Source organism: Streptomyces sp. JLBJ103 (assembly GCF_058215575.1).
Map to the genome: position 1 here is coordinate 1,964,258 of NZ_CM177089.1, position 15,751 is coordinate 1,980,008.

The following is a 15,751-nucleotide window of genomic DNA, read 5'->3' on the forward strand; positions in this document are numbered from 1 at the left end:
CTAGTTCGGGCCCGCGGCGCGCGCCTCGCTCCCTTCGTCCGCCCTCGGCCGCCCGTCGCGTATCTCGCACGGACGCCCGGTGAACCGACTGCGCAGCAGACGGTCGTGGGACACCACCACCAGCGCGCCGGTCCACTGGGTCAGCGCCTGCTCCAGCTCCTCCACCAGGCCGAGGGCCAGATGGTTGGTCGGTTCGTCGAGCAGCAGCAGATCCGCGGGGCGGGCCAGCAGCCGGGCGAGGGCCAGCCGGCGCCGCTGACCGGCCGAGAGCGACCCCACCGGCACATGGAGGTCGCGCGCCCGGAAGAGCCCGTAGGACAGCAGCAGATCCGACTGCTCCTCCGGGGTCCCCGGCAGCCCGCGGCCGAAGGCCGACAGCAGCCGCTCGCTGGGCCGGGCGACCGGTATCTCCTGGGCGAGATAGCCGATCCGGCCCCTCCGCACCACGTGGCCCGTGTCCGGCTGCTCCACCCCGGCCATGACCCGCAGCAGGGTGGACTTGCCCGCTCCATTGGCTCCGTGGACGAGCAGCCTCTCACCCGCGGAGACCGTGAGCCCGTCCACCGCCAGCCGGTCACCCACCCGCACGTCGTGGAGACCGACCAGAACACCGGTCTCGCCACCCGCCGCGGGACGCGCGGTGAACCGCAGCGGCTCCGGCGGCCGGGGCACGGGGTCCTCCAGGAGCCTGCGCAGCCGCTCCTGGGCATTGCGCACCCGGCTGGAGACCGAGGACTGCACCCGCCCCTTGTCCCGGTCGTAGGCAACCTTGTTGCCGTCCTTCATCCCCCGGCCCGGCGCGACGCGCCGGGCGACCGTCGTGGCGGCCTCCGTCAGCGCCGCGGTCTCGCCGCACCACTGCTCGTACGCCTGCTCCCAGCGGCGGCGGGCGGCGGTCTGCTCGGCGACGAATCCGCCGTAGCCCCCGCCGTAACGCACCAGGGCGCGCCGGTCGGCGTCCACTTCGACGATCGCCGTCGCCACCCGCTCCAGCAACACCCGGTCATGGGAGACCGCGAGGACGGTGCCGGGGTGCGCCCGCAGGGCGTCCTCGAGCCAGGTGAGGGCCGCACCGTCGAGGTGGTTCGTGGGCTCGTCGAGCAGCATCACCTCGGGGGCAGCCGCGATCAGACAGGCCAGTCCGAGCCGGGCCTGCTCGCCGCCCGACAGGCTGCCGAGCCGCCGGTCCCGCCCGATGTCACCCAGCCCCAGGCCATGGAGAGCCTTGTCCACCCGGGCGTCCGCCTCGTAGCCACCACGCGCCTCGTACGCGGTGAGCAGATCGCCGTACTCGGCGAGGACCCCGGGGGCGCAGCCACCGAGCTCCGCCTCCAGCTCGCGCAGTGCGCGCTCCATGGCGCGCACCTCGACCAGGGCGGCATCTATCGCGTCCCCCACCAGGCGATCCGGAGGCAGCTCGGGTGTCTGGCCGAGATATCCCGTGCCGCCGTCGGCCACGGTCGCCACCGCGCCGTCGTCGGACGGTTCGCTCCCGGCCAGCACTCTGAGCAGTGTGGATTTACCGGCGCCGTTCTCCCCCACGATGCCCACCCGCTCACCGGGCCGCACCGAGAAGGACACGTCGTCGAGCAGCGTGCGGTCGCCCCGGGACAGGGTGACACCGCGCAACGAGATCTGAGTGGGCAAAGACAAACCTCCGAGCAGCAGAGTGGACAACAACAGGAGCGGGGAGCCGGTCCGCATCAAATGCAACTACAGTTGCGTTACCCTCAGCATGACACAGTAAACCAGCTAACACAACGGGAGTTGCAGTTGTCCGCAGAAGGCGCCGCAGAAGATCCCTCCGCCGCACCAGGCACCGTCCGACCCGGCGGGCGCACCGCCCGCACCCGCGCCGCCGTCCGCGACGCCGTGCTGACCGGCCTCGCCGAGCACGGCTACCCCGGGCTGACCGTGGAGTACGTCGCCGAGCGCTCCGGCGTCCACAAGACGACGCTCTACCGGCGCTGGGGCGGCGTCGAGGGGCTGGTGACGGACGCGCTCGACCTCGCGGGCGAGGACACCTGGACGCCCCCCGACACCGGAAGCCTCGACGGCGATCTGCGCGCTCTGGCCCGTGAGGTCACCGACACCTTCGGCGACGCGTCGGCCGCCGCCGGTCCCACCGCTTTCATCGCGGCCGCGTTCCATTCCGAGCGCACGGCCGAAGCGCTGCGCGGCTTCTATGTGGAGCGGTTCGCCCGCTGCGAGACTGTTGTCCGGCGGGCGGTCGAACGCGGTGAGGCCCCGCCCGGCACCGACGCGGGGGCGGTCGTACGGGCCGTGTCCGCCCCGCTGTTCTTCCGGGCGGTGGTCACCCGCGAACCCCTCGACGCGCCGCTCGCCGACCAGGCAGCGACAGCCGTCGCCGCAGCCGTCAGGGCCGGGGCGTATCTCCCGACCGCGTCACCGGAGCCGGCCGACTGACCGGAGCCGGGGCGTCGAGCCAGAGGCGGGGCGGGCGTCAGCCGTCGGGCGGCCGGCCCGAGCCGTACCGGATTGGGGCCGGACGGGGCCGGGCGTCCGGCCGAAACCGACGCACGCCCCCGGCGGTCAGACCGTCCAGGCCGATTCGACGCCGACCACGTCACCCGCGATCGCCGCCACGTCCACCTCGATCTGCGCACGCAGGCCGAGCCGCTCCACCCGCTCGGCCCGGTACTTCCCGTGCTCGGCCGCGGAGTCCCACATCGACAGCACCAGGAACTCGTTCCCCGGCGCCTCGCCGAACAGCCCCCGCAGCATCCCGGGCGACCCGGCCATCGCCGGATTCCACACCTTCTCCTGCACCAGCGTGAAGTGCTCCACCCGCTCCGCGTGCACCCGGCAGTGGGCGACCCTCACCACGTCCACGTCGGTGAACCGCGGTTCGAAGCCGACCTTCACATCGAAGCGGTGCTCGAACAGCCGGACCTGCATGTCCCGGTAGGTTCCCGACTGCGCGGCCGCCAGCCGATCGTGCGACCGCGCCATGAAGGAGTCGTAGAACGCGCGGCTCTCCCAGAACGCGAAGATGTGCGCCACATCCGGACGCCCCCGGCTCCAGCCACCGCCCTGCCCCCGGAAACCCGGTTCGCCGGGCAACCCCGCCCACTTTCGCTGCCCCCGCTCGAAACCCGGGCGGTCCACCACGGTGCAGCGAATCCACTTGACCAGCACCGCACTATCCTACGGCCCCATCGGTGGCCCTCATCCCATGGCCAAGCACCGCACAGGCAGCGTCGGTTCACGACCTTGAGCGCCGCGCGAGCCCCTTGCACCACCACTGCGCCCCCGCACATCAGCCCCCGGGCGGTGCCCCCATCGACGCAGAAGGCCCTCAAGTCTGATGGACCACCGCAAGCGCTTACCGCTCACACCGGCTACGACCGGAGAACGGAAGCAGCGGGACCGCACAGACCGAGGGCGGTGGAGCCGCATCACCGGCTCCACCGCCCTCATGTCACATCAGGTCGCCAGGAGATGACCGGGAAGATCACCTCCGGATGGCGTCCCGCGTCAGCTGCACCCGCTCGTCGATCCGCAGCCCTCGCACAGGTAGCAGCTGCCCGCGCGGCGCATCTTGGTGCCGCAGGAGAAGCACAGCGGCGCGTCGGCGTTCAGCCCTAGCTGCATCTCGACCAGCTCGGTCGAGCTGTGCGCCTCCTTCGGAGCCGGGGACACCGCGCGGGGCGTGGACGACGTGCCGGCCGCCGGGGCGTCCACCTGGCGCGGCGCCGACTGGGCCAGGCCCTCGACGTCCACCTCGTCCTCGGACGACTCGTACGAGCCGGTCTCCAGATGCCGCTGGCGCTCCTCGGCGGAGTGGATGCCGAGTGCCGAGCGGGTCTCGAACGGCAGGAAGTCCAGCGCCAGACGGCGGAAGATGTAGTCGACGATCGACTGCGCCATCCGCACGTCCGGGTCGTCCGTCATGCCCGCCGGCTCGAAGCGCATGTTGGTGAACTTCGAGACGTAGGTCTCCAGCGGCACGCCGTACTGGAGGCCGACCGAGACGGCGATCGAGAAGGCGTCCATCATGCCCGCGAGGGTCGACCCCTGCTTGGACATCTTCAGGAAGACCTCGCCCAGCCCGTCGTCCGGGTAGGAGTTCGCGGTCATGTAGCCCTCGGCGCCGCCCACCGTGAAAGAGGTGGTGATGCCGGGACGGCCCTTGGGGAGACGCCTGCGGACCGGGCGGTACTCGATGACCTTCTCGGCCTCGGGCTGAGCCTGCTCGGCGGCCTTCTCCTCCTTCTTCTTGGCGGAGAGCGGCTGGCCGACCTTGCAGTTGTCGCGGTAGATCGCGAGCGCCTTCAGGCCCAGCTTCCAGCCCTCGAAGTAGATCTCCTCGATCTCCTCGACGGTGGCCGCCTCCGGCATGTTGACCGTCTTGGAGATGGCGCCGGAGAGGAACGGCTGAGCGGCGGCCATCATCCGCACATGGCCCATCGGCGAGATGGAACGCTCACCCATGGCGCAGTCGAAGACCTCGTAGTGCTCGGGCTTCAGCCCCGGCGCGTCGATCACGTTGCCGTGCTCGGCGATGTGGGCGACGATCGCCTCGACCTGCTCGGGCTGGTAGCCGAGCCGCTTGAGCGCCTTGGGGACCGTGTTGTTCACGATCTGCATCGAGCCGCCGCCGACCAGCTTCTTGAACTTGACCAGGGCGAGGTCCGGCTCGACGCCCGTGGTGTCACAGTCCATCATCAGGCCGATGGTGCCGGTCGGCGCGAGCACCGACGCCTGGGCGTTGCGGAAGCCGCTCTTGTCCCCGAGGCGGATGACGTCCTGCCACGCCTCGGTGGCCGCGGCCCAGACCGGGGTGTCCAGGTCGTCCATGCGCTTGGCGGCGGCGTTGGCGTCCGAGTGCTGCTTCATGACGCGCTTGTGTGCGTCCGCGTTGCGGGCGTAACCGTCGTAGGGGCCGACGACGGCCGCCAGCTCGGCGGAGCGCTTGTACGACGTGCCGGTCATCAGGGAGGTGATGGCTCCGGCCAGGGCCCGGCCGCCGTCGCTGTCGTAGGCATGGCCGGTGGCCATCAGGAGAGCGCCCAGATTGGCGTAGCCGATGCCCAGCTGGCGGAAGGCGCGGGTGGTCTCACCGATCTTCTCGGTCGGGAAGTCCGCGAAGCAGATGGAGATGTCCATCGCGGTGATGACCAGCTCGACGACCTTGGCGAAGCGCTCGGCGTCGAAGCGCTGGTTGCCCGTGTCGTCGTCCAGCAGGAACTTCATCAGGTTGAGCGAGGCGAGGTTGCACGAGGAGTTGTCCAGGTGCATGTACTCGCTGCACGGGTTGGAGGCGGTGATCCGGCCCGACTCCGGCGAGGTGTGCCAGTGGTTGATGGTGTCGTCGTACTGGATGCCCGGGTCGGCACAGGCCCAGGCCGCCTCCGCCATCTTGCGGAAGAGGGACTTGGCGTCGACCTCCTCGATGGCCTCGCCGGTCAGCCGGGAGCGCAGCCCGAAGGCCGATCCCGACTCCACGGCCTTCATGAACGTGTCGTTCACGCGGACGGAGTTGTTGGCGTTCTGGTACTGGACGGATGTGATGTCGTCGCCGCCCAGGTCCATGTCGAAGCCCGCGTCGCGCAGGGCGCGGATCTTCTCCTCCTCCTTCACCTTGGTCTCGATGAAGGCTTCGACGTCCGGATGGTCGACGTCGAGGACGACCATCTTGGCGGCGCGGCGGGTGGCGCCACCGGACTTGATCGTTCCGGCGGAGGCGTCGGCACCGCGCATGAAGGAGACGGGGCCGGAAGCGTTACCTCCGGAGGAGAGGAGCTCCTTGGAGGAGCGGATACGGGAGAGGTTCAGGCCAGCACCGGAGCCGCCCTTGAAGATCATCCCCTCTTCCTTGTACCAATCCAGGATCGACTCCATGGAGTCGTCCACAGAGAGGATGAAGCACGCGCTGACCTGCTGCGGCTGCTTGGTGCCGACGTTGAACCACACCGGCGAATTGAAGCTGAAGACCTGGTGCAGCAGGGCGTACGTCAGCTCGTGGTCGAAGATCTCGGCGTCGGCGGGCGAGGCGAAGTAGCCATGCTCCTCACCGGCCGCGCGGTAGGTGCGCACCACGCGGTCGATGAGCTGCTTCAGGCTCGCCTCGCGGTCCGGGGAACCCACCGCGCCGCGGAAGTACTTGCTCGTGACGATGTTGACCGCGTTCACCGACCAGGTGTCGGGGAACTCGACGCCGCGCTGCTCGAAGTTGACCGAACCGTCGCGCCAGTTGGTCATGACGACGTCACGACGCTCCCAGACCACCTCGTCGTACGGATGCACGCCCGGAGTGGTGTGGATGCGCTCGATACGCAGACCCTTGTTCGCCTTGCTTCCCTTGGAGCGGGAGCCTCGTGCCGGGCCGCTCGCCGTCTCTGTCATTCCGCCTCCCTGTACGGGCGAAAACGCCCTGATGTGCCCATTTCTTCCCGAGGCACGGTGTGTCTGTCTTCCACCCGGGTGCGCGCCGCGCCCCGGGTACGTATGGGCCGCCGGTCAGTCGGCGGCGATGGCCGGCGCGTGGGCCTCCGCGACCCCGTCGGCGCCGGACCCGCGGTCGTGCGCGGGAGGCCGTTGCTGGTCACGCAGCTCCGCGACCGCGGCCTCGAAGTCCTCGAGCGAGTCGAAGGCGCGGTAGACGGAGGCGAAGCGGAGGTAGGCGACGAGGTCGAGCTCTTGGAGCGGGCCGAGTATGGCGAGCCCCACGTCATGAGTGGACAGCTCGGCGCTGCCGGTGGCGCGTACGGCTTCCTCCACCTGCTGGCCGAGTTTGGCGAGGGCGTCCTCGGTGACCGGACGGCCCTGGCATGCCTTGCGCACCCCCGAGATGACCTTGTCGCGGCTGAAGGGCTCGGTGACCCCGCTCCGCTTGATCACCATCAGCGACGCCGTCTCCACGGTGGTGAAGCGACGTGAGCAGTCGGGGCACTGGCGGCGCCTGCGGATCGAACAGCCGTCATCCGTGGTCCGGCTGTCCACCACGCGACTGTCGGGGTGCCTGCAGAAGGGGCAGTGCATGACTCCGTACCCTCCCTCACCCTTACGAACGGCGCATGGCTGCATAGCCTCGACCGGGCCGCGAAGACCCGGTGAAGCGGCCACAAGCATAGGCGAAAACCTTGGCGATGAATCACCAGGAACCACAACCTGTAGGTGGCTGACATCCATCAAACCACTAGATCTGGTGTCTGGCACTCAACCGGACCGGATGGCGTGTCACGGGCCGGGAGCAGGCACGAGACTACGCGAGCCCCTTGGGTCACGGATTCGTGGGGGTCGGAGTGGGAGACTGGAGACCAGCCGGAAGGGGCCACCACAATCCGGCCTATACACCCAACCCTGTGATCACGTCAGCCGATCTACGAAATTTCACTCGAACGTGTGTTTGGCGCAACCTTTCGAAAGCAACTACCGTTGTCCAGCTAGGGAGAACATCTCGAGAGGGGCCGTCGTGACCACCACCGCAGAGAGCAGCACCATCACCGCCCAGGAGCGCTCCCAGAGCAGGCTCGAACAGACGCACGCGATGAACCAGACCCATTCCATGAACGACGCCACGAACTCCGAGGACCAGAAGCCCTCGCGCGCCCTACCCGGACGACCTCCAGGCATCCGGGCTGACAGTTCGGGGCTGACCGACCGGCAGCGCCGCGTCATCGAGGTCATTCGCGACTCTGTGCAGCGCCGCGGCTACCCGCCGTCCATGCGGGAGATCGGTCAGGCGGTGGGGCTCTCCAGCACCTCGTCCGTGGCCCATCAGCTGATGGCTCTGGAGCGCAAGGGCTTTCTGCGGCGGGACCCCCACCGGCCCCGTGCCTACGAGGTCCGTGGCTCCGACCAGCCCAGCACTCAGCCGACGGACACCACCGGCAAGCCCGCCGCCTCCTATGTGCCGCTGGTCGGCCGGATCGCGGCCGGTGGCCCGATCCTCGCCGAGGAGTCGGTCGAGGACGTCTTCCCGCTCCCCCGGCAGCTGGTCGGCGACGGTGAGCTGTTCGTGCTCAAGGTGGTCGGTGACTCCATGATCGAGGCCGCCATCTGCGACGGCGACTGGGTGACGGTACGGCGTCAGCCCGTCGCGGAGAACGGGGACATCGTCGCCGCGATGCTCGACGGCGAGGCCACGGTGAAGCGCTTCAAGCGCGAGGACGGCCATGTCTGGCTCCTCCCGCACAACGCCGCGTACCAGCCGATCCCGGGCGATGAGGCGACCATCCTGGGCAAGGTGGTCGCGGTGCTACGGCGCGTCTGACGCGACGGATCGAGGTGCGCCCTTAGCGTGCCCAACGACCGGGCCCCGGGACCACTGCGCCGGTTCCGGGGCCCAGCTGTGCTCCGCGCCAGGCCCTCGCTATGCCCCGTCGGCCTTGGCCGCGGCATCGATGGCGGCCAGCGAGCGGCGCACCTGATTGCGGTCGGTGGTGTACCAGAAGTCCGGCATGGACTTCCGCAGGAATGAGCCATAGCGCGCCCGCTCGACACGGGGATCCAGGACGGCGACGATTCCCCGGTCTCCGGACGCCCGGACCAGCCGCCCCGCGCCCTGCGCCATCAGCAGGGCGGCATGGGTCGCGGCGACGGCCATGAAACCATTGCCCCCGGCCTCCTCCACAGCCTTCTGGCGGGCGCTCATCAGGGGGTCGTCCGGACGGGGGAAGGGCACCCGGTCCATGACCACCAACTGACAGCTCGGCCCCGGCACATCGACGCCCTGCCAGAGGGAGAGCGTGCCGAACAGGCAGGTCCTGGCATCGGCGGCGAAGGCGCGGATCAGCTCGCCGAGGGTCTCCTCACCCTGGAGCAGGATGGGCATGTCAAGACGGCCCCGCAGCTCCTCCGCGGCCGCCTGCGCGGCCCGCATCGACGAGAACAGCCCGAGGGTGCGGCCCCCGGCGGCATCGACCAGCTCGGTGAGTTCATCGAGCATGTCGGAGCGGCTGCCCTCGCGGCCGGGCTGCGCCAGATGCTTGGCGACGTAGAGGATCCCCTGCTTCGAGTAGTCGAACGGCGAGCCGACGTCGAGGCCCTGCCAGCGCGGGGCGGTGTCCCCGTCACCCTCGGGATCCTGTGGGCTGTCGGGGTTGAGGCCGAGGGAAGCAGCCACACCGTTGAAGTCCCCGCCCAGCTTGAGGGTGGCGGAGGTGAGGATCACCGAACGATCCTCGAAGAGCTTCTCGCGGAGCAGCCCGGAGACGGAGAGCGGGGCGACGCGCAGCGAGGCACCGAAGCGGTCATGGCGCTCGTACCAGACGACGTCGTACTCGGAGCCCTGCACGATCCGCTCGGCCACCTGGAGGATGTTCTCCACCGAGCCGAGAGCCTGCTTCCGCACGGCGTCCTCGTCCTGGACAGAGGAGTCCCGTGTGGTGCCGAGCGCCGAGATGACCGTGCGGGACGCGTCGCGCAGCGCCATCAGGGCGTAGCCGAGGTCCTCGGGGATCACCTCGAGACGGCCGGGCAGGGCCAGCTCCATGAGCCGCTCGAAGGTCTCGGCAGCGGTCTGAAGGGCATCCGCCGCCTTCTCGTTGACCAGCTTGGCGGCGCGCCGCACCGCGCGGTTGACCTGGCCCGGGGTGAGCTCGCCGGTGGCGACACCGGTGACGCGGGGAACCAGTTCATGCGCCTCGTCGACGATCAGCACCTCATGGCCGGGCAGCACGGGGGCGCCCTCGATGGCATCGATGGCGAGCAGGGCGTGGTTGGTGACGACGACCTCGGCCAGCTTGGCCCGCTCACGGGCAGCCTCGGCGAAGCACTCCGCGCCGTAGGCGCACTTGGACGCGCCGAGGCACTCCCGGGAGGTCACGGAGACCTGGGACCAGGCACGGTCGGAGACGCCGGGGGTGAGGTCGTCGCGGTCGCCGGTCTCGGTCTCATCGGCCCAGTCACGCAGTCGCAGCAGATCCTTGCCCAGCTTGCTGGTGGGCGCCGCGGCCTCGAAGGGGTCGAACAGCCCCGCTTCGTCGGCGTCCTCCTGCGGTACGCCCTCGTGGAGACGGTGCAGGCACAGGTAGTTGGAACGGCCCTTGAGCATGGCGAACTCGGGGCGCCGGCGCAGCAGCGGATGCAGCGCCTCCACGGTGCGGGGCAGATCGCGCTCGACGAGCTGGCGCTGGAGGGCGAGGGTCGCCGTGGCGACCACCACGCGCTCGCCCTGGGCCAGCGCGGGGACCAGATAGCCGAGGGACTTGCCGGTGCCGGTGCCCGCCTGCACCAGCAGATGGGAGCTGTCGTCGATCGCCTCCGCCACGGCTTCGGCCATAGCGGTCTGGCCAGGGCGTTCGGTGCCGCCGACGGCGGTGACGGCGGCGTGGAGCAGATCGGCGAGGGGAGGCGAGGACGATTCAGTCATAGGGCTGCCAGCCTACGGGGCGGCACCGACATCGCTCTCCTCAGTTCACCGGCTGACCGACGGATCCGGACGTGCTTCTCGCCGAAGGGGAACCGGATCGGCGTGGGCGGTGTATCAGAAGCAGAGATGCGCAGCGGAGCCAGTGCATCACAGAGGGCTACGAGTGCGAGTCGAACGCGCATGGTGAAAGGCGACACGGTGAAGGCGGATCACGGATGACGGATCAGAGGACGGATCACAGAAGGTGGCGTAGCGCGCGGTCGCGGAGCATCAGAGCCGCGCGCTTACTGGGGAGTTCGACTTCGGCGGAGAAGCGGAAGCCGGCTCCGAGAAAGGCGGCGATGGAGGGGGTGTTGCGCAGATCCGGCTCGGCCACGACCCGGGCACAGGAGGGGCGATGGTCAAGGACAAGATCAGCGGCGGCGCGCAGCAGTGTGGTGCCCAGACCCTGACCGCGGTCACTGACCCGGCCGATGAGGAGATGGATACCAGTGTCATGCGGCCGGGCCGGGTAGTACCGGGCGAGCGGGTCGAGATCGGCGCGGTACAGCTCCCAGTAGCTCATGGGCACTCCGTCCAGGGCGCCGAGGCAGGGCACGCTCCTGCCGTCACCGTCGAGCTGGCCGCCCAAGTGGCTCGCGGTGGCCTCGTCAGGACCGTCCAGCTCCCAGAAGGCCGCGACGGCCGGGTCGTTCATCCATTGGGCGATCAGCCGGAGATCACGCCCGATGCGAACCGGGACCAGTTGGAAGGCACCTGCCGAGGTGCTGGTGGGGCCCCATTCGGCGATCTGGTCGAGCAGGTCCGGCCGGCTGTCGGTCTCCGCCGTGTCGAGGTGCTCGTCATTGAGGTGTGCGGCGTCCTCTTCCTGGCGCAGCCGCAGGTCGATGGTGTCGTCGGTCTCGGAGCTCGTGGTGGAGTCGGTGTGCGGCACGGCGACGCTCTCCTCTCATGGTTCTCAGGCTCGTGGTGGTTCTCCGGCACGGCGTGGGGAGCGTGATGTGCGGGGGTGTTGGTGTGGGACAGGGCGGTAAGCACGTGTGATGGAGGTCTGTTGGCGGCGAGGGCTGACGGGCGGGGCGTCATGGTGAAGGGATGACAGCGGTGGCAGCAGATGTGGCAAGGGGGTTGGCGATGGTGACGTAGACCGACTGGGTGTCCACCGGGCCCACGAGTTCATCCAGGCCGTGCAGCCGTGTATGCAGATTGGCCTTGCAGCGGAGGGTGGGTGAGTCGAGGAGCCGCGCGGGCAGCGGCGAGCGGGTTCTGCCGGGGGCGGACGCGGCGGCGGTGAGGAAACGACGGAAAGCGGCCAGCAGGACGCGCTCGTCGACAAGCCGCTGGGATCCGAACGCACCGATCAGACCAAGGACGTTGTTGATTCCGAGGTAGTAGGCGAACCGTTCGTCGGTGACCTCATCGGATACGAAGGTGTCGCTGCGGGTGCCGATTCCGGGCAGCCGCCGCTGGAGTTCGGCGTTCCGGGACGCGCGGAAGTAGTAGCCCTGGTTGTCCCGGTAGCGGCCGCCGATGGGCCAGCCGTCGGGGTCGAGCAGCACCAGAGTGTTCTGCTGGTGGGCCTCCAGCGCGATACCAGCCTCTCCGTCCAGCCACAGCACGGGGCGTACGACCGTGTGCAGATAGCGCAGGAACCACTCGGCGGCGACAGCCGTTGCGGAGCGCCCGGTTCGGGCGGTGAGACGGGCGACAAGGTGGGCGAGCCGGGAGCGCATCACGGGCTGCCCCGGCCAGGGGCGGAGCGCGATGAGGCCCGCGACGCACACCGCGTCGTCACCCGGCCCGAACGGGTTGTGCCGGATGACAACGTCCAGCCCGGTCAGCGCTTCCCCGTCCTGCCCGTCGACCGCGAGCCAGGCAGGGTCCCGGACGATGTCGAAACCGGGAAACCCGGGGAAGGCCGCCCTCCACTGCTCGGCCAGTCCGCTGCGGAGCAGCCGGTGGACCTCAACACCCCGGTGGAGCTCCTTACGCAGATTCTCACGACGAGAGTTGGTGATCCGCAGACCCAGAGAGAGTTTGAGCATCGCGGGTGCACCGGGCCGGTACACGGTACGGACCGAGGACGTGGGGCTCCAGTGACCTCCCGACGGGCCGAGATCGTGCAGCACACCCGCGTCGAAGAGTGCGGCGACGGCCGGACGGTGCCTGATCTCGCGGGCCTGCCAGGGGTGGAGGGGCAGCGGGACGGTCCCGCCGGGCAGTTGAAGACCGCTGCCGGCGAGTGAGAGGGCGAGCCGCTCGGCGGGCACGGTCCGGCCGCGCTCGGTCCAGGCCGACTCACAGACCAGTACGGACCGATCGACGGCGACCCAGTGAAGGGGGAAGGAGCCATACGACTCCGGTGAGCAGACGGACGATTCGTTGTCGGAGAGACCCTCACGGCTCTTCGGCGTGGGATGAAGGGGGTGACCGAGAACGAGGGACTGCTCAGCGCTGAGAAAGGGGGTGCTCACGCCGGGATCTGCGGGCACGGCTCGACGGTGAGCGAGGAATGCGGCGGTGCGTCGCACCGAATCCGCCACCCGGCCGACGAGTTCGGTGCCGTCCGCGTCGGGGTCATCACGGCGAGCGCCGTAGGCCGCTTCGCGGGTCAGCAAGGCAGCGAGGGCGACCGCGCCGACGGAGGGTGCGTCATGGGGGCCGTGCTCCAGCACGGGCGGCCCGAAGCGGTGCCATCCGGTGGGTGACCAGTACCGCACGGGGACGAGGAGGACGGTTCCGCTTGCGGCGAGCGGGATGCGGAGCGTGTCGCCGTCGGGGCGCGGGGCACGGTTCTCACGCACCCAGCAGCGCAGCAGATTCTCGACGGCCGCCGTGTCGGCCGCGACCTGTGGGTCGGGGTCGTCGAGGGGGTCGGGGGCCACTGCCGGGAGGCCTCCGGAAGCGGGCACGGTCCGGCCACCGCAGCCCAGGGCGCTCGGGGCGGAAGCGCTCGAGCACGGGGCACTGGGAGCCGGGGCACTGGGGACCAAGGCCGTTGGGTCCTCGACGCTCCGGGGTTGAGCGCTCGGGTCCGGGATGTTCCGGTCCTGGCGCGGCAGGGTCGTCGCAACCACCCGCGGGTCCACGGGAGGTGGTGCCCCGGCTGCGGGAGGCACCACGGTGGGCGGTGTCGCGGACGGCACGGCAGGTGTGGGCATCTGTGGCGGGAAGGGAGCCGCAGGGCCCTCCCCCGCCGCTCTCGTGACGGTGAACGGCAGAACCACCGGAGGCACCACCACGGCCGGTCCCCCCGTGCTCGGCCCCCCGACGGCCGGTCCTCCGGAGGTCGGTCCTCCTGAGGGAAGCCTCCCTGAGGACGGTCCTTCTCCGGGCGCGCCACCGGTGGGCGGTGGGGGCGCCGACCCCGCTGTTGACGGCCGCACCGGTGGGACGGGCTGGGCGGGGTGGCCCTCCGGGGTGCTGCGGTCGGTCATGGCACCGGCCTCTGGTTCCGGCTGAGGAGAAAGGGGAGCTCCCCCGGGGGAGTGCGGCATGGTGGGTGCGGCGTGGGCGTCACGTCGGTCGGTCCGTGGGCCCGGTGCCTGCCTCCTTCGCTGGTGCGGTGGGGGTGCGGTGATGCGGGTGCGGGACGCGTCACCGGTGGTCTCCGGCGAACGGCGGTGCACTCGGCGGATGTTCGGGGCCAGGGACTCCGGCGGTGCTGATCGCGGCATCGAGGGCGTCGGCGAGGCGGTCCAGCACCGCTTCGGCCTGTGCGTCGGTAATGGTCAGCGGTGGAAGGAGGCGAATGACCGCGGCGTGGCGGTCGCCCAGTTCGACGATCAGGCCACGATGCAGACATTCCTGCTGGACGGCTGCCGCGAGCATCGGCGCGGCGGGCCGAGCCCCCGGGGCACCGCACCCCGGAGATCCAGCGCCACGGCCCTCCCTTCCCGGACCCACGGCATCCGGACCCACGGCGTCCGGACGCTTGGCACGGGCCTCCGCGCACGGGCCCACGGCCCACGGCTCGGCGACCGTCAGACCGGTAACCGTCAGGTCGGGCCTGATCTGCTCTGCCCCCATCCGCTCGGCTTCGGGGTCGACCAGTTCGAGGCCGAGCATGAGGCCGCGGCCGCGTACGTCTCCGATGTGGGGGTGACGATCGGCGAGTTGGCGCAGGCGGTGCAGCATGCGCTCGCCGAGGGCGGCGGCGCGCTCCGCGAGGTGGTTCTCCCGTACGTACGCGAGGGTCGCCGCGCCCGCGGCCATGGCCAGTTGGTTGCCCCGGAAGGTGCCCGTGCGGCCGCCCGGACGCCAGGCGTCCAGCTCCTCGTGGTAGACGATGGCGGCCAGCGGGATGCTGCCGCCGATGGCCTTCGACAGCACCATCACATCCGGCACCACACCGCTGTGCTGCACCGCCCAGAAGGTGCCGGTGCGCCCGACGCCGGTCTGGACCTCGTCCACGATGAGCGGGAGGGAGCGGGCCGCGGTGATCTCCCGCATCCGCCGCAGCCAGGCGTCGGGAGCGGGGATCACACCTCCCTCGCCCTGGACCGGTTCCAGGATCATTCCGGCGGGGGCGCCCACCCCGCTCCTGGGATCGTCGAGGAGCCGCTCGGTCCAGCGCGCCGAGAGTTCCGCGCCGCGCTCCCCGCCCACGCCGAAGGGGCAGCGGTAGTCGTAGGGGAAGGGCAGCCGGGTCGTGGTCCCCGAGGGACCACCGCCGGACGCGGCCGACGCCCCGGCCGTCATCCCGTGGTAGCCGCCGGAGAAGGCCAGCAGTCCGTTCCGCCCGGTGGCCGTCCGCACCAGCTTGAGTGCGGCCTCGACCGCGTCCGTGCCCGCCGTTCCGCAGAACTGCACCCGTGCGTGTCGGGCGAGTTCGGGCGGCAGCGTGGTGAACAGCTCCTCGGTGAAGGCGTCTTTGACCGGGGTGGCCAGATCCAGGACCTGGAGCGGTGCTCCCAAGTCCAGGACGCCGCGGATGGCCTCCAGCACCACCGGGTGGTTGTGCCCCAGCGCCAGCGTCCCTGCCCCGGAGCGGCAGTCGAGATAGCGGCGGCCGTCGGCCCCCTCGATCGTCAGCCCTCGCGCGCGCACCGGCACGATGCAGGGCCCGCGCATAGGTGCGGGCGGCGGACTCACGCAGCGCCTGGCGCCGCAGAATGCCCTGGGCGCCGTTCCCGCCACCGTCGGGCGCACCGGGCAGGGGCATCAGCGGGAGCTGGGTCACGGCCATCGCTCACGGTCCTCCTGCTGCTGAACGCCCTCCGACAGTCCCCCGTACGTACCAACGACGGGTCAGCCGCGGGATCACGGGCTGACCGAAGATCCTTGCCGTGCCGGGAACCGGGGACCCGCCTTCAGCCGTCGTAGGCGGCACGGGCATAGTGGGATACCGCCCCGTCGCCGGGGCGGTGCATGACAAATCCACACAGGACGCTGAGCAGCTCAGAACACCAG

The 15,751-nt window shown here is 70.4% G+C and carries 10 protein-coding genes; 2 read left to right on the forward strand and 8 right to left on the reverse strand.

Annotated features, from left to right (window positions below):
- Positions 1-1,647, reverse strand: coding sequence for a ribosomal protection-like ABC-F family protein (gene abc-f / locus AC4BEG_RS08425; RefSeq protein ID WP_490705277.1), 1,647 nt, complete (start codon positions 1,645-1,647; stop codon positions 1-3).
- Positions 1,648-1,773: 126 nt separating this feature from the next.
- On the opposite strand from abc-f, the gene AC4BEG_RS08430 reads away from it, so the two are divergent.
- Positions 1,774-2,427, forward strand: a complete 654-nt coding sequence (locus tag AC4BEG_RS08430) for a TetR/AcrR family transcriptional regulator (RefSeq protein ID WP_490705278.1) — start codon at positions 1,774-1,776, stop codon at positions 2,425-2,427.
- Positions 2,428-2,553: 126 nt separating this feature from the next.
- Here AC4BEG_RS08430 and AC4BEG_RS08435 read toward each other — a convergent pair whose 3' ends face one another.
- The 3 genes from AC4BEG_RS08435 to nrdR form a co-directional block, all read right to left on the reverse strand.
- The gene (locus tag AC4BEG_RS08435) at positions 2,554-3,159 is read right to left on the reverse strand and encodes a YdbC family protein (RefSeq protein ID WP_490705279.1); all 606 of its coding nucleotides are present in this window, start codon (positions 3,157-3,159) and stop codon (positions 2,554-2,556) included.
- Positions 3,160-3,498: 339 nt separating this feature from the next.
- On the reverse strand, positions 3,499-6,369 hold the full coding sequence (locus tag AC4BEG_RS08440) for a vitamin B12-dependent ribonucleotide reductase (RefSeq protein ID WP_490705280.1): 2,871 nt from the start codon (positions 6,367-6,369) through the stop codon (positions 3,499-3,501).
- Between the two features lie 114 nt (positions 6,370-6,483).
- Positions 6,484-7,005 (reverse strand): transcriptional regulator NrdR, encoded by a 522-nt coding sequence (gene nrdR / locus AC4BEG_RS08445; protein ID WP_490705281.1) that lies wholly within the window; start codon positions 7,003-7,005, stop codon positions 6,484-6,486.
- A 433-nt stretch (positions 7,006-7,438) separates the two neighbouring features.
- Between nrdR and lexA the strand changes: the two genes are divergently transcribed.
- Positions 7,439-8,239, forward strand: coding sequence for a transcriptional repressor LexA (lexA, locus tag AC4BEG_RS08450; protein ID WP_490705282.1), 801 nt, complete (start codon positions 7,439-7,441; stop codon positions 8,237-8,239).
- A 99-nt stretch (positions 8,240-8,338) separates the two neighbouring features.
- Here the strand turns inward: lexA and AC4BEG_RS08455 are convergent, their stop codons facing one another.
- From AC4BEG_RS08455 to AC4BEG_RS08470, 4 genes are all read right to left on the reverse strand, one after another.
- The gene (locus AC4BEG_RS08455) at positions 8,339-10,339 is read right to left on the reverse strand and encodes an ATP-dependent DNA helicase (RefSeq protein WP_490705283.1); all 2,001 of its coding nucleotides are present in this window, start codon (positions 10,337-10,339) and stop codon (positions 8,339-8,341) included.
- A 235-nt stretch (positions 10,340-10,574) separates the two neighbouring features.
- On the reverse strand, positions 10,575-11,273 hold the full coding sequence (locus AC4BEG_RS08460) for a GNAT family N-acetyltransferase (protein WP_490705284.1): 699 nt from the start codon (positions 11,271-11,273) through the stop codon (positions 10,575-10,577).
- Between the two features lie 148 nt (positions 11,274-11,421).
- Positions 11,422-13,500 carry an IucA/IucC family protein gene (locus AC4BEG_RS08465; protein ID WP_490705285.1) on the reverse strand — a complete coding sequence of 693 codons (2,079 nt, stop codon included), beginning with the start codon at positions 13,498-13,500 and terminating at the stop codon, positions 11,422-11,424.
- 436 nt (positions 13,501-13,936) lie between these two features.
- A complete protein-coding gene (locus AC4BEG_RS08470) occupies positions 13,937-15,394 on the reverse strand; it encodes an aminotransferase class III-fold pyridoxal phosphate-dependent enzyme (RefSeq protein WP_490705286.1) in 1,458 nt (485 codons plus the stop codon).
- Positions 15,395-15,751 lie beyond the last annotated feature (357 nt).

Coding starts and splice junctions, on each gene's coding strand:
- AC4BEG_RS08440 (WP_490705280.1), bottom strand. CDS start 6,369: ATGACAGAGACGGCGAGCGGCCCGGCACGAGGCTCCCGCTCCAAGGGA.
- nrdR (WP_490705281.1), bottom strand. CDS start 7,005: ATGCACTGCCCCTTCTGCAGGCACCCCGACAGTCGCGTGGTGGACAGC.
- AC4BEG_RS08465 (WP_490705285.1), bottom strand. CDS start 13,500: ATGCCCACACCTGCCGTGCCGTCCGCGACACCGCCCACCGTGGTGCCT.
- AC4BEG_RS08455 (WP_490705283.1), bottom strand. CDS start 10,339: ATGACTGAATCGTCCTCGCCTCCCCTCGCCGATCTGCTCCACGCCGCC.